The 14,120-nt window shown below is 54.6% G+C and carries 10 protein-coding genes; 4 read left to right on the top strand and 6 right to left on the bottom strand.

The window, feature by feature from the left end:
- Positions 1 to 127: 127 nt before the first annotated feature.
- Positions 128 to 1,771, bottom strand: coding sequence for an amidohydrolase family protein (locus tag OLTU_RS16100; protein ID WP_218110072.1), 1,644 nt, complete (start codon positions 1,769 to 1,771; stop codon positions 128 to 130).
- A 222-nt stretch (positions 1,772 to 1,993) separates the two neighbouring features.
- On the opposite strand from OLTU_RS16100, the gene OLTU_RS16105 reads away from it, so the two are divergent.
- From OLTU_RS16105 to OLTU_RS16120, 4 genes are all read left to right on the top strand, one after another.
- Positions 1,994 to 4,453: a Hint domain-containing protein gene (locus tag OLTU_RS16105; protein WP_141733789.1), complete on the top strand. Its 2,460-nt coding sequence runs from the start codon at positions 1,994 to 1,996 to the stop codon at positions 4,451 to 4,453.
- 14 nt (positions 4,454 to 4,467) lie between these two features.
- Positions 4,468 to 5,148, top strand: coding sequence for a PulJ/GspJ family protein (locus OLTU_RS16110; protein ID WP_141733790.1), 681 nt, complete (start codon positions 4,468 to 4,470; stop codon positions 5,146 to 5,148).
- Positions 5,135 to 5,887: a PulJ/GspJ family protein gene (locus OLTU_RS16115; protein ID WP_141733791.1), complete on the top strand. Its 753-nt coding sequence runs from the start codon at positions 5,135 to 5,137 to the stop codon at positions 5,885 to 5,887. Before OLTU_RS16110 ends, OLTU_RS16115 begins: the two co-directional genes overlap by 14 nt.
- Positions 5,888 to 5,965: 78 nt before the next feature.
- The gene (locus OLTU_RS16120; RefSeq protein ID WP_141733792.1) at positions 5,966 to 7,024 is read left to right on the top strand and encodes a hypothetical protein; all 1,059 of its coding nucleotides are present in this window, start codon (positions 5,966 to 5,968) and stop codon (positions 7,022 to 7,024) included.
- Between the two features lie 6 nt (positions 7,025 to 7,030).
- Here OLTU_RS16120 and OLTU_RS16125 read toward each other — a convergent pair whose 3' ends face one another.
- From OLTU_RS16125 to OLTU_RS16140, 5 genes are all read right to left on the bottom strand, one after another.
- On the bottom strand, positions 7,031 to 9,826 hold the full coding sequence (locus tag OLTU_RS16125; protein ID WP_141733793.1) for a 7TM diverse intracellular signaling domain-containing protein: 2,796 nt from the start codon (positions 9,824 to 9,826) through the stop codon (positions 7,031 to 7,033).
- Positions 9,827 to 9,902: 76 nt separating this feature from the next.
- Entirely contained in the window at positions 9,903 to 10,097 is a 195-nt protein-coding gene (locus tag OLTU_RS16130) for a hypothetical protein (protein WP_141733794.1), read from the bottom strand.
- An 8-nt stretch (positions 10,098 to 10,105) separates the two neighbouring features.
- Positions 10,106 to 10,660: a polysaccharide biosynthesis/export family protein gene (locus OLTU_RS16135; protein WP_176736674.1), complete on the bottom strand. Its 555-nt coding sequence runs from the start codon at positions 10,658 to 10,660 to the stop codon at positions 10,106 to 10,108.
- Positions 10,596 to 12,041, bottom strand: a complete 1,446-nt coding sequence (locus OLTU_RS31950) for an O-antigen ligase family protein (protein WP_176736675.1) — start codon at positions 12,039 to 12,041, stop codon at positions 10,596 to 10,598. Before OLTU_RS31950 ends, OLTU_RS16135 begins: the two co-directional genes overlap by 65 nt.
- 3 nt (positions 12,042 to 12,044) lie before the next feature.
- Entirely contained in the window at positions 12,045 to 14,063 is a 2,019-nt protein-coding gene (locus tag OLTU_RS16140) for a GumC domain-containing protein (protein ID WP_141733796.1), read from the bottom strand.
- Between the last annotated feature and the right edge of the window lie 57 nt (positions 14,064 to 14,120).

The raw sequence follows: 14,120 nt of genomic DNA on the forward strand, positions 1-14,120 counted from the left end.
CTACCACACTATCGGTGCATTGGGCAAAAACCTTTCCCCCTCTTTTATTCCTTTATGGAATCATTCATTTAGAGCTTTCTTTTCCTAAGGAAAACTCTGCAGACCGGGTTCGACCCCGGTCTTTCAATTAAGCGAGATTCTTACGCATTTCCCAAAGCAGGTGACTGAGGAAAGGTCGGCGGTTTTCCCCAGTGGCCACCATCAAAAGCTTGGTTATTTTCAGATCCTCAGGCTCCGCCAGGAGCAGAAGGACCAGTTCCCGGATATAATTGGTCCCCAGGGTTACATAATTATCCGTACCCACCCCCAGGTCCACGCCCTTCTTTTCCCACCAGGAAAAGGGATGATCCTTGAAGCCCGGCACCACGGTGGTGAGCTTTTGATTGCTCGTCGGCAGGGCGGTCACCGTCATGGATTTATCGAGGACCCGATTCAGAACATCATGCTGATAATGTTCCACCTCGCGGGCGTGATGGAATTTCACCTTCACAAAGCGATTGATCTCCTGAGGATCCAGCGGTTTGCCTTGATAGAGATGCTCCAAAACCGTCCGATGCTCGCCCCACTGCATCTCCTCAAGCTCACGGGCCAGCGTGGATTCCGGCCGCACGCCCTCTTTTTGATCATTCAGGGCCAGGGCCTGCTCCAGCATGATGTGATAGTAGGAGTTGGGATTGATGCCGAGAGCAAGGCCATGCTCCAGAGTGTCGATCCTCCAGATATTCATGGCATTATCCACGGCCTGGATTCCGCGTTTTAACGTATAGAATGTTTCACCGTGATGGCTGCGGATCGAAAAGCCGCGGGAGGCCAGTTTCCTCAGACCCTGCTGCATTTCGAGGAAATGCTCCTTGCGATAGAGGCTGCGCTCATCGCCCACTGTGTCCACTTCCTGCAGGCAGGGCGCCAGCTCCGGATGGCGCTCGAGGATGTCGATGATTTCATCGACCTGCTGCTGAAAGTGGAGCTTTTTGCTGGCAAAGCGCTGATCGTAAAATCCGGGCTCCTTGCGGAAGCAGGGCGAGAGAGCAAATTGAAACTGCGGTCTTTCCTTTTGAAAGGCGCGGAACCCTTCATAAAGGCCCAAAAGGCTTTCCTCGTTGGTGAGCAGCTCGGCCCCCGGAATCTGCTCCTTGGGATCCGTGGTCAGACGCGAATAGGTGAATTTGATGCGAATGAAACCGACGTTGAACTCCTCCATCATGGTGCGCGCCAGGTGATAGGCCGCCGTCCGATGAGCTTCGCGATCGATCAAAACCAGTTTGGGTAAATATAAAACCTGCAGGTAGCGATCAAACCGTTCGGTTTCCTTGAGCGTCAGCATGCGCTCCACATCCTGGACGCTTTTCAGCTGATCCGCCTCCTGCCCATAAACCTCCCGCAGTTTCTGCAAACAGAGGGGACCCTCAGGACCTTCCAGACGTTTTTGCAAAAGCGGGTAAAGGAACGACGCCTGCAGGGCTCCGGTCAGATGCGTATGCTCCTCTCGAAAAGGCAGAGGAAAGGCCTTGAAAAATCGATAGAGCGACCGCCCTATGGGATGATCGACCAGCGCATGAATATCGCCGCTTCCACGCTGGGATAGTTCGAGCTGCTGGCGAAACAAAGCGACCATCCTCTGCAGATCCGGATGAGCCTTGAGACGGCGGGAATTTTGAAAAATCTCCAGCGTGGGCATCAGGGGAAGACCATTGGTTTCTGCGATCAGTGATACGAGTTCCTGTGTCAAGCGCTCCTGCATTTCCTGCGAGCAGACCTCAGTTTTTTGCATGTCTTCCACCTCCTTGAACAAGCCGTCCCTCATGGGAAAGCGCTGGGATACCGATCGGGGAGTATAGCGGGATTAAACCGTTCAGTCCCGGGTTTTTTCGGGATCTTTAATCGCGCCAGATTAATCTGCCATATCCGTCCATTAAAGACTTTATTGGCGATGGATCCAAGGGGTTCCGATACCTCATTTAAGCACTATAGATAGTATTGAGGGGGAGTCTGCATGGGATTGAAATTTCCAGGTTTGGGGGATGAAAGAGGCGATGCGTCCGTCTTTCTATCCATGATTTTGGCCTTAAGCGTCGGGACAGCCGTCTACTACAACATGGATAAGATGAACCAGACGCTGAAATCAGCGAAGGTTACCGGGGAAAAGCAGAAGGCGGAGACTCGAAATCTTTCGAGCCTGTCGATGGCGGTGGCTTTGATGAGTTACACCGGGGCTAATCCGCAGTCGGATGATCTGAATGCGCTGCCTTATATTTATCCGGATAACTATTTTCCAGGTGACAAGATCGGTACAACACGCCCGGCGCCGGGTGTGTCGACCTGGTCTTTCTCCAATATGAAACTTGAAGTCAAAAGCCCTGCTGACGCCAACCTGAAAAGCAGTGATTTTGCAGCCTATGTTGCCGGTGGGTCTCGACCCGCTCTCACCAATACGGCGACGATCACGTTTCTGAAACCAATCTACGCCCCCTCACCCAACAGTGCCTTGATTAAGGCCTATGAGGCTGAGGTGACCAGCAGGTCCTTTGACAATCAGCAGCTCGTGAGCAAGGCGACCATCCCGGTTCCACCACCGCTTCCGCCCAAATGCATTCTGAGCAGCGTGGATGGACAGGTCAACTTCCAGCCGAATACACCCATGACGCTGGAGCTGCTGGTGTCGGGTGTGGCTCTGGAGGCCAGGGTTCCTGAAACTGACAAGGCCCTGCTGGCCCCTGCCGGCGAGTTCGCGGACCACACAGTGAGGGAATTGGATAAAACCAGTGCTGGCTATAGCGTTCGCCGGATCAATGCAAGGGTTGGCAATCCTTGGACCGTGACAACGCCGCGGCCTTTGCTGGCTGTCGATGGTACGAGCTATGTGGAATTTGAAACCTTTGCCTATCTGCGTACGGTGGATAACGAAAGCGAAAAAGGTGTCAGCTGCTCCTTCAAGTATAAAGTAGCCCCTCCAGCCTTTTGCAAGCTATGGACGGATAAGGCCTCGGTTACGCCGGGGCAGTGTGTAAATATCACGTCGGAAACGAAGGGCCCGGTGGTACCCAATTCACTGGTGATGAGCGCTGTAGATCCGACCGGCAAGGCCATTGGCGGCCTGACCCAGAACGGTTCCAAAGGGGCATTCTGCACACCCTCGGTCAGCAATTACACAGCGGACGTGGTAGTACCCCAGGAGATCCGGGACGAATACTATCCAGCCCTCTCGCAGCTGAACACCGACCAGAAGAAAGCTCTCTTTGAAGAGCTGGGTATATTAAGTGCTATCCTGAAATCGGTTTTCAAAAATGAGCCCTTGCTCCAGACGCTGTCGATCCATCAGTATAATGCACTGACGCTTCTGACTCCGGCCGAAATCCAGTCCATAGAAACTTTGGATTTCAGCACGATCACCCATTTGAATACCCTGAGCCCTGAGCAGATAGCAGCCTTGAGAGGCATGAAAGAAAATGACTTCAGGGATGTCATAGGCGCACAAGGTCGGGATCTTTCAACCATAGCACTCTTGAAAGATCTGGATCCCGCCGTCCTCAATAAGCTGGCCAGCTATAATTCGCTGCTCCTGCGATCCTATATCGCCAGTCTTTTGACGGAAGCCGCGAATTCCGCGGCTGAGCCTGTGAATTACCGTATTCTTGGTACCGTCACGGCCAACGACGGCAGTAAAAACACCTGCCTTGTGCACGTCACGGCCGGGATGAACAAGTGTCCGTTCTTTGGTGACCAGTATCCCAACTATGGCCAGAAACAGCCCCTGACCGTTCTGAGTAACGGGCATGTAGGCCATATGACTCTGGACTTCAAACCCGTCAGCCCCAACTGGGAAGTGGCAGGTATCGCCTCCTCACCAACTACAATGTCAGCTTGCCCGTCGGGTGCCCGCTGCTTCGCGGTGGATATTGGTGGCAACCGGACGCCCTTTACCGTGGTGAATTCCGCGGACACGGCCGCTTGCGAAGCGCTCACCGAGTTGCGTCAGGACCTCGGCTGCTTTGAGGCCAACACCAAAATTCGCATGGCCGATGGAAGCGACAAGCCCATCCATCAGTTGAAATTGGATGATCAGGTGTGGAACCCAATCCGGCAGAAGGCGATGCCCATCCGCCGCATAACCCCGGGTCCGGAAAAGATTCCGCTGTGGTCCATCCAAACGGAAGCGGGCCAGGTCCGTGTCACATCCAAACATCCATTCCTGACACCAACCGGCATCAAGGCGGCCGAGCAATTGAAAGCGGGAGACCGTATTTTCGGTGCCAATGGCGAGGAAACGATCCGCACGGTCATGGAAGAGAAATCGCCACCAGCGGAATGGGTCTGGAACTTTGAAATGGCCACGGATTCAAAAGATCCGGCCGATCATGCTATCCTTGCTGATGGAGTGGTCACAGGCGACCTCTATTTGCAGGAACAGCTGGCAAAGTCACAATCGGAAAAACTTTCGCAGCTCAAGCCTTGAGTGGGAGTTGACCTTTGGAAAACAAGCACTCATGGAACAACGAATCCGGCGCCTCTCTTGTGACGATCATGGTATCGATGGCCATCTTCGCCATCGTTGCCGTGATGTCCTCGCAGAGTTTTCGTAATATCAGCGTCACGGGGAGGCGGGCGGAAGCGGCCATGTCCGCGCGTGAGGTGGAAACCGTGGTGATGCAGGCCATGGTCCAGAAATTCAAGGACTACATTAAGGATAATTGCAATATGGCGGCCGATGCGTATTTTGATGGATTTGACATCGGCAGTTTGATCGAGATCAAACACAAAGATGTCCAATTTTATAGCCTCGGTGAAACACCCACGGTGGTGGCGGCCCCAGCTCTGGCAAATGCCGACCTGGATCGATGCAAGCGGACTCCATTTTCCGCCGCGACGCCACCGAACTCCGATACCTTTTATGGTTGTTTTGATCTCAGAACGAAAGATGACGTCCGCAAGAAGGCTTCCGAGGATGCCTTCGCAGCCAACCGCGGAGCCTTTGTGGAAATGTATGTGAAGCTTCGAAACTTCAAAACCGATGAGCAGGTCATTTGCACGAATATGGTCAAGGATCGTGGCCTTGGTCTGGAGGTATACTATGCCTTGCACTGGACCACACCGGCCGGCAATAACGTCATGTACGATACCAAGCTGGGTACACTGAATGCGACTTATTAATGCCCGACACAAGGAATCCGGGTTAACTCTGGTCGAGATGACGATCAGTCTGGCCATTACCAGCCTGATTGCGGTCGGGGGCTATAAGATGATGGTGCGCTCGCAAAAATACCTGGCACAAAAACAGATGGATCAGTCCAGCAAAACGGAAATTGAGCAGTTCCTTACGATTGCCAAAAAGGACTGGGACTTTCGCAGTCGGGGACAGATCCCTGCGGTGCCACCCAGCGGGCATGCGCTGCTAACCGCAACCAACAACGATTGTCCAGTCAACACAAAATGCCCGAAACTGCGGCTGTGGATTCAACGCAAGATCAACAACGCCCCGGTGAACGTCGCAGTTACAATTGAAAATACCTGTCGCCGTCCGACGGAGCAGCGGGTCATCGACTTCGTCTCCAACCTGAGCTATGTAGTGGCCATGGAAGAGGGCTGCAGCACTTGTCCAAAGGGTGAAATTCCATCTCTGAGAATTGAAGGCCTGAATATGGTCGACAATGCGATAGTATTGGCCGCTGAAAACCGAATTTTTCCGCAGAATGCGCTGCAACTGGGCCGAGTGAATACGAATGGAGTGCTGGGGATGCAAGCCTGCTTTTCTCAGACAGCCATAGACTCACCGCTTTCCGTGGATGTGCGCTCCATGGTGATCGATCAATCGTCATCGGCATTGAAGGTCGCGCGGAAGACACAGGTTTATCCGTTTGAAAATTTCGCGAACATACAGCTGGAACAATAATCGGAACCAGCTCTCCAACCAAACGTCAACATGAGACTGGAGCAAAGTCTCCGCAAGCATTCGACTGGAGCAAGAGTTATGGCGCCCAATGAACCCAACAAGAAACCTGTCACGCTGGATCTCGACCTGAAGCAACCGGATCCACCGGAGCCAAAACCTCAGGAACCGACGGAGATCAAGTTCCGCGATTTAAACGCCACGGTCCAGCGTCAGGAAAAAACGCGGCTGACGCCACCCAGGCCTCTCAAAACCAGTGCAACCCGCACCAGGATCAAACGCAATAAAAAAGCCGGAAACCCGGCCAAGTCTCTCTTCATTGGAGCGGGGGTGCTGATCACCGGTCTGCTCCTGAGCCGATATTTCGGAGTGGAGCCAATGCCCGACATGGCGCCGAGCGCCCCCACACCGGCCCTTTCCGCGAAAACCGCGAAAGCCGTTCGAACCGATGCTCTTCCCAAAGCCCCGCCTCCACCCGAGCGTCTGGCCGATCCGCATGCCGGCATGCGTCTGGCGAGTCTGGATCAGCTCGGCACGCAGGTTGATGCCAAAGGCAATACCTCGTTCGCCGTGCGCGTGAAACCAAAACCTGTTTGTCATCCCGGTGACGTCGAGGCCATGCGCAATGTCGTGGGGCCCAACGGAAGTTTGCTCCTTTCGCTGGAACCCATGAGTGGGAATAAGCCTCCCATCACCCGCACCATCTCTCTGAAGGAAATTATCGAAGGCACCAAGGTTTCCCTGCCGGTAAATCTCAAGGATACCGGTGTGTATGGCATCTATATTTGCGGGGACTCCTCCAACAGTCGTTCCTGTGGCGGAAAAAAAGCAGCCGACTTCAACAGGATATTGAATCACAAGAACCTTGAGATAGAGGCCAACTCCGTATTCTATTATCAGTTCGCTGTGCTGGGTCTGGATTACGCCACCGTCTACACGGGAATGCCGTCCGGAATTAACAAGGCCCGTGATCAGCTGACAGCCAAAAAACCTGAAAGGGATTGGAAGCCGGAACTCGACAAGGCAGCCGGACTCATGCGGGGCGTGAAATCCCTGCCACCGAGAACTATCGTGGAAGATAAAGTGGTGACCCTTGAACTGCAGGTGGCCATGATTAATCCTGACGGATCCTGCCGCTAAATCAAATCAAGCGACCTGATCCATCAGCGTCTCAACCGCCCAGGTGGCACGCAGATGGAAGGGTTGCTGCAGCGCGGTCTCATCCTTCAAAACCAGTGCAACGGTGCCGCCGCATTCCTCAACAAGCAAGCGCACCGCATCCATGCCCACACCACGACCCGAAATCATATTCACCGACTCCTTGGTGCTGAACCCGGGAGCAAAAATCAAAGCCGCTGTCTCGTGCGGCTTCAGGACCGCGGCCGGTGCCGCGAGGCCCATTTCCTGGGCTTTCTGCAGCACACTGGTCAAATCCAGACCGCGGCCATCATCACGATAATCCATAATCAGAGTTCCCTGATGAACGGAGAAGCTGATGGTGATCCGACCACGGGGATCCTTGCCCTTGCTCTGTCGTTCATCCGCAACTTCCAGACCGTGATCCATGGAATTGCGAATCAAATGCTGCAAGGCATAACTGAGGCTTTTGTAGATGGAGTCAGGCAGGGGATGATCCAGGGCACCGAGGCTTTCAATACGGGGCTGGGGTTTATCCAGCTCCTGAGCCAGCGTGTTGACTTCGCCCTGCAGGCTCTGCAGCAGCTGCCCCGTGGTGATATCAGGCACGGTTCGCACGAAGGCTTCGACGGCGTGTTCCATGACCTGACGATGCCGTTCCCCGGTTTCATGATGATAACGATACCAGGCCTGCACAAGCTGTCTCGCTTCTGCCGTCGCCGCAGCGCCCACGGCATGCTCGTCCATGCGTCCCAGACGTTCCTTGCCGACCTGTTCATAGTCCCTGAGCTTTTCCTGCAGGCCTTCGATTTCCTTCTGCATGTTCGCGCCATCGGCATTCTTTAAACTTCCCAGGGTCTGCTCGACATCATGGATATGCGAGGCCATGGTTTTGAATCGCAGACTGCGCGCCACACCTTTCCAGGTATGGAGCCACATCAGGACCTTTCTCTGAACCACGGCAAAATTCGTGACGTCGGCCCTGATTTCCTCCTGCGCCTGATGCAGGATCATATGGCTTTGCTGAATAAAATCACGGAAGCGACCAGGCGCCACCTGAACGATTTCGAGGAGCAGGGCAAAAGCCTGCTGATCCTTGCGCTGCGATGCCTGCAGATTCCGGATTTCGGTCACATTGCGAACGGTAACCAGCACCCGATCCACAACATCCCGCCGGTTGACGATGGGATGCCACTCGATGGCAATAATTTGCGGCTGCCCCTCGGCATCCTGCCGGACGAATTCGTGAGGCAGGAGCGGCGCATTCAGGTCCCAGACAAAGGTCGGCTCATGAAACGCATTCAAAAGCACCGTATCGGTGATGGAGCGATCCTCTTTGGTGAGTTGAGAGTCCTTGAAAAGGATGGGCAGCGCGGCGCGACCGGTCAGATCCGTTTCATGGAGAAGCTGCTCCAGTTCCCGTGAATAGTTGCCCTGTATGGTTTGATCATCGAGCATGATGAACACGCCCTGCGGAATGTTTTCCATAATGGAGCGGAGTTCCAGGGTCTGCCGTTCCACCTCGTCCTTCAGTTTCTGACTCAGATGTTCGGCAACCCGGAAAGCCTTGGCGAAACGCTGGGCCACAACCTGACCTTGCATAAAGATGAAGACCGACATGCCGACGGCCATCAGGTAGGGCTGCGAAAAGATATTGTAGGAAATTAAACTATCGTGGACGACGCAGACGGTCAGCGCAAAGGCCCCAAGGGCAGCCAGCACCGCCTCCTGCCGACGATGGAGAACCGCCCGCACGACAACGCTCAGACCAAAGATGACGTGCACCAGGGTCACAACCTGGATGGGATTCAGGATCAGCGAGCGATAGTAGGTATCCAGTGCCACGATAGCCACAAGGGCCACAAGGCTGAGGAACGATGTGAAGCGATAGAAGCGCTGGGACGAGGACGAGAGAAAGGTCATGTGCAAAAAGCTATTGCCCGTCCAGGGAGCGAGGATAATCGTCGCATATTCCACGAGATATTTAAATTCGAAGATACGGGTATCCAGAGTGGGGATGTACCAGGAGATCAGGTCATCACTCGCCATCGAGCGCAGGCACACCAAAACACAAAAGAGAGCCAGCATAAGCGTGGGTTTATCCGCAGGGCGGCGTATGAAGAGGACAACATTGTAAATGCCAATCACAGCGATCATGCCGAGGCAAAGGAGCAGAAGTTCCCGATCTGTTTCCATGAGTAAGTTGGCACTCTCACCGGCGCTGATGAAAGGCACCGTCCAAAGTCCACCGCGGGCATAGTGAAAATTCGAGACCTGGGCCAGGACCACCCATTCGGTTTCGTCCTCTTCTGGAAAAAAGCGCAGCGAAACCAGCCGCAACTGCGGAATTTCCTCCTCGGCATTCCGTCCGAGGCGACCCGCCGTTGCAAACCGCATTTTGTGTGGCTTGTTCCGTGGGTAAATCATGATTTTAAGCGCAGTGCCTGCGCTCCGAAGAGCCAGGGAATAACCTTCCATGCGCGGCTGCAGATGCACCAGGGACAGACGGTAGGTGGCAAAGCCTTCGCCACTGCGGAACTGCGTTTCCGCCGCTCCGAAAGTCCAGGACTGGCCTGCGGGAAGTGTGGCAGGCGCCGCCCGCTCGTCACCGGGGTCAAGCCAGACACTCGGAAAAAAATCCCAGGGTCCCTTCAATTCGACAAGCTCATCGTCCTTCAGGTCGGCGAGATCCGTGCTCTGCAACTGAGCCAGAGCAGTTTGGTTGATCCCACAACACAGGACAAAAAGCAGCCAGGATTTGGCAGCATACGCCCGAAGATGAGTTTTAATCCCAAGCCCCAACATTGCTGGAGTTGCTCCCTTGCGTGAACATGAAACTCTATCGGTGAAATTAGGGATCCAATAAATGAAGAAAACGTAACTAAAGGCTCACGCGCGGATCGATAAGCCAGGGAAAAACCTTGAACAGCACGCCCAGGAATGTAAAAAGAACGATGTTACCGAGCAGGGTATAAAACCACACCTTTGGTGACAGAGCCCATGGTCTTTGGGCCAGCCAAAGGCCGGGCAGAACCAGCCAGGCCAGCAGAAAAAGGACCAGCGCATTCGCGTACATGGGGCACCTCAGTAAACGTTGATCACGTCACCGCGTTCCAAAATGAAACCGTCCAGACGGCTTTCGCCTTTCAACACGGAGTCATAATCGGTCACAAACTTTTCGATGGCTCCGTTTCTGCCAGCGCGATGGAGAATGATCTCGCCGCGCGCGAACTCACCCAGCCCTCCCGCGGTGGCGATGCCCTGGAGCAGCGTGGTCTTTTCCTGGAAGGTATAAACCCCGGGTTTGCGCACCTCGCCGGTGATATAAATCTTATAGCTGTCGTAACCGGTCACACCCACGGAAACGCTCGGATTCTTCAAGAAAGTCTTGTACTGCTCGGTGATCAACCGCGCCAGATCCTTTTCGGTCTGACCCGCGGCCTGCACTGCACCGATCAGGGGCAAACTCACCGTTCCGGCCTGCGAGACCACGAATTCGCCATTCATATCATTGCTGCCGATCACGCGAATCGTGACCCGATCATTCAGCCCAATGATGTATTCACCCTGCGCGTTAAATGTGCGTCCGCGCGGCGCCAGTTTGAGGTCGTTGCCACTGTAGTGACGGAGGCAGCCCAAAAGGGTGCTCAGACCGCATAGCAGGACCAGGCTGTAGATTTTTCTGATACTTCGCATAAGATTGCTCCACAAGAATCCGTCCGTATACCGGAAAGAGGCCGCCGGCAAAGACGCCCACCAGCATGGAGGTGCGGCTTTCCAAAAGGCCCATATCAAAACTCACATACATTCCCCACTGCGTGACCACGATCAGCCCCAGAAACGCCAGCATCAGTTCCCGCTTCGTGCGGGCCAGCTGACCGATCCGTGAAAGGACCACCATCATCATGCAGCTTGCCGTCATCAGCGCCGCGATCCCAAAGGGACCGGCAAAAGTCCAAAGATAAAGCATGGTATTGTGTGGAATGGCATCAAAAAGTTCAAACGAGAAGGAAATATCCGGCAGCGGCACCGCCTGCGGAAAGCGTGTACCAAAGCCGAGACCGAGCAGAGGCCGCTCGATGACACCGATCATCAGGTTGAAATTCTCAATCTGCCGATAGTCGAGGTTGCCGACATCAATCAGATCCGATCCATATTCCCGTTCACCAAGGTTGGTGGGCGCCTTGCTATAAACCACCTTATAGGCTATCAGGAGCGTGCCGGCCACCAGCGCCCAGCGGAAGGTCGCCCGCAGACGCAGGCGGAAGGCTTTCGGCAATATAAAGGGCAAAAGCAGCAGGGCCGCCATGAGTCCCACAAAAGACGTGCGGCGATCATTCAGAATATAGGGCCAGAGCATCAACCCAAAGGCACCGGCGTAGGCCAGCAGGCGGCTGCGATCCGCTCTTTGCGTAAAGGCCTGGAAGCCTGCGTATCCGAGCGCGAGGGCCAGAGTCACCGACGTCGGGTGATCAATCAGATATTCCCGGGTGCCCATACGCCCCTCGTAAATCACGAGGAAGACATAGAGGGCATAGACGCTACGCCAGATGCAAATCCAAAACAGAAGGCGTGCGGCTTTCTGCAAAAGGACCGGCTGCATCCCAAGATAGTAGCCGATGATGAGCCAGACCGGAATCATGGGCACAAAGTGGAGTTGACTGAAAGCCAGCGCCAGCACATTGCCACGGAAAATACCGGTCAGGGTTCCCAACGCACAGGCCACGGGCACGAGCAAGGCCGAGAGAGCCAGAATCAGCCAAAAGCGGGAGCGCTGCGTGCCCCAGCGGATGGCGATCAAACCGGCCAGCCCATAGCTGAGCACTTCAAATAGCGTAAAGGAAAGCGGGATGCCATAGACTTCATGGATACCGTGAAACAGAAAGCGCCCGACCATCGCGGTCCAGGCACTGTGCTCATTGTAAGCACGCGCGGCCGGGATATCCAAAAACAGCGACAGCCCGAGCAAAATCAAAATCGCCCGGGGCAGCATCGAAGAATTTTGGCGCGCGTCGATCATCGTTCACGTTCCCACAGCCACAAGGCCACGCAGCTTCTCTGAACGCAAATGCGTCAGTGTCCGCTGCAGGTCGAAATAATTCGTGTGATTGGCATCGACAAAAACAAAGCCATCGCTGGAGACTTTCAAAAGAGCCATATTTTCAATGAAATGGGACTCCGGCATGGCGCGGATGAAAACCTTTTTGTAATGTCCCGGAATTTTGTCGAGGGCCAGCTCAATGCGTTCCTCACGGAAGGAGCGGGTTTTCTCACCACTGAGTTTGTGCATCGGTGGGATCACATCAAAGGCAAAGCCATCGAGTTCCTCGCGCGGTATCATTACCTTTTCAAAGGTCGCCCGGCCTTCCCAGAAGTCCACCAGATCCAGTCCGCCCTGAACCTTGCGATAGACAGGATCCTGCAGGTTGCAGTCGATCAGGAGATAATCATCCTGATGATCCGTCGCATAGATATTCAAAAAGTTTTTGATGACCAGACCCGTCTCATCAAAGGGGCCGGCGTTGATCAACAGCACCACCCGACCCTGACAGCTTTTTTCCATGGCCAGTTCCAGGCGGCGATAGGACAGGAGTGTTCGGGCCGCGTCATCGACTTTGTTGATTTTGGAAAGATGCGAACGCAGTTTATCCGCGAGGTTGGGCGTGATATCCGAAAACTCGTTGGCGCTTTTCAGGGAAATCTGGGCGACGATTTCCTGCCCTGTGCTGCGTTCCACCCGCCAGACATCGCGGGCCCGTGGATTGCGCAGCTCGCGCAGGATAACCAGGAGAAAGATCACGCCTATGCCGGCGGCGACCACCGCCAGCGCCATGTTCCGGCGGCTATTCTTATAAGGGGCCGGCTCATAGGCAGCGGGATAGATGATACGCAGACGCGTGCGCAGAGAGGGGTCATCCTTCTGCCGGATAAGGTTCTTGCGTTCCAGCTCGATATCCTTGATACGATCGGAAACCGCCACGAAGAAGCTCCCTTGATAATCCTGCGAATCGCGGATATCGAGGTTGGTCACATCCGGACCCAGCACGGACGACGAACGCAAGGAACGGAGCTGACCTCGGATGCCTTCCAGGCTGCTCCGAATTTTATATTCACTGTTCGCATACTGCGAGGCGATGACGTCGAGTTCCTTGCGCTTTTCCACGACCTCGGGATGGTTGGGCTGCAGCGTGGTCTGAAGACGGACCAGCTCGCGTTTGACATTGGCCATGGACTGTTCCTTTTCCATGCGCACATTGTCCAGCTGATTGTTGAGGGTGCGCAGACGATCTTCCAGTTCCGTCTGCTGGTCCTCAGCCTGCAGCTTGGTGACGCGCGAGGCTCGGGATTCCCGGGTACTGGACTTCTTCGAACTTCTGGCTTCCGGCTCTCTTGTTATGTTTTTTTGCAGAAAGTTCAATTTTATGTCGAGGCTCCGGATCTGCTCATCCAGCTCCTTGCGGATGAAAAGTTCCATGGCTTCGTTCGCCAGGTCCTGGGACAGCTTGGGGGAATGAGTATAGGCCGTGAGCGTCAGTACCCCCGACTCAGGTTCCGGGAAGGCATCGAGCTGTTTGCCCAGCATCCGGGCCAGGATTACCTTTTCGTCCCTCTCCTCCGGTTCTTCATCCTGGAAGCTGAGGCGCCCTTTGGTGATTTTCTCAAGAATCGGAATCAGCGGACTTTCCCGCATGAAGACATCGCGTCCGCCGAGTTTGTTGGCGATTTCGGTCAGGAAATCCTGGGATTCGAAGCGGGCCCGGAACAGACGGGCGACGGTGTTATACCGCACCTGCGGCGAGGTTCCCAGGCCGGATCCCGAAACATCCACGTGATCGAAGATCGCATAGACGCTCGACTTATAGGTGTTGTCCACTATCAAGGGCAGAAGCAGAGCCAGGACTCCGGTGATCAGAACGCCCACGCTCATCATGCCCACATTGCGGCGGAAAACCTTGAAAAAGTAAATTCGGTCAGGCAATGGTTTTTGCCGACCCCATTGACCGAGAATTTCCTCTTCCAGTTTTTCACTGAAGTCCTTCATGGAGACCCCTGCTCGCAAATGACTGTGATTGTGCATTTCCAACTTCGGCGCAGGGTC

Source organism: Oligoflexus tunisiensis, assembly GCF_001748245.1.
Lineage (GTDB): Bacteria > Bdellovibrionota_B > Oligoflexia > Oligoflexales > Oligoflexaceae > Oligoflexus > Oligoflexus tunisiensis.

Coding starts and splice junctions, on each gene's coding strand:
- OLTU_RS16100 (WP_218110072.1), bottom strand. CDS start 1,771: ATGCAAAAAACTGAGGTCTGCTCGCAGGAAATGCAGGAGCGCTTGACA.
- OLTU_RS16130 (WP_141733794.1), bottom strand. CDS start 10,097: ATGTACGCGAATGCGCTGGTCCTTTTTCTGCTGGCCTGGCTGGTTCTG.
- OLTU_RS31950 (WP_176736675.1), bottom strand. CDS start 12,041: ATGATCGACGCGCGCCAAAATTCTTCGATGCTGCCCCGGGCGATTTTG.
- OLTU_RS16120 (WP_141733792.1), top strand. CDS start 5,966: ATGGCGCCCAATGAACCCAACAAGAAACCTGTCACGCTGGATCTCGAC.
- OLTU_RS16140 (WP_141733796.1), bottom strand. CDS start 14,063: ATGAAGGACTTCAGTGAAAAACTGGAAGAGGAAATTCTCGGTCAATGG.
- OLTU_RS16105 (WP_141733789.1), top strand. CDS start 1,994: ATGGGATTGAAATTTCCAGGTTTGGGGGATGAAAGAGGCGATGCGTCC.
- OLTU_RS16125 (WP_141733793.1), bottom strand. CDS start 9,826: ATGTTGGGGCTTGGGATTAAAACTCATCTTCGGGCGTATGCTGCCAAA.
- OLTU_RS16115 (WP_141733791.1), top strand. CDS start 5,135: ATGCGACTTATTAATGCCCGACACAAGGAATCCGGGTTAACTCTGGTC.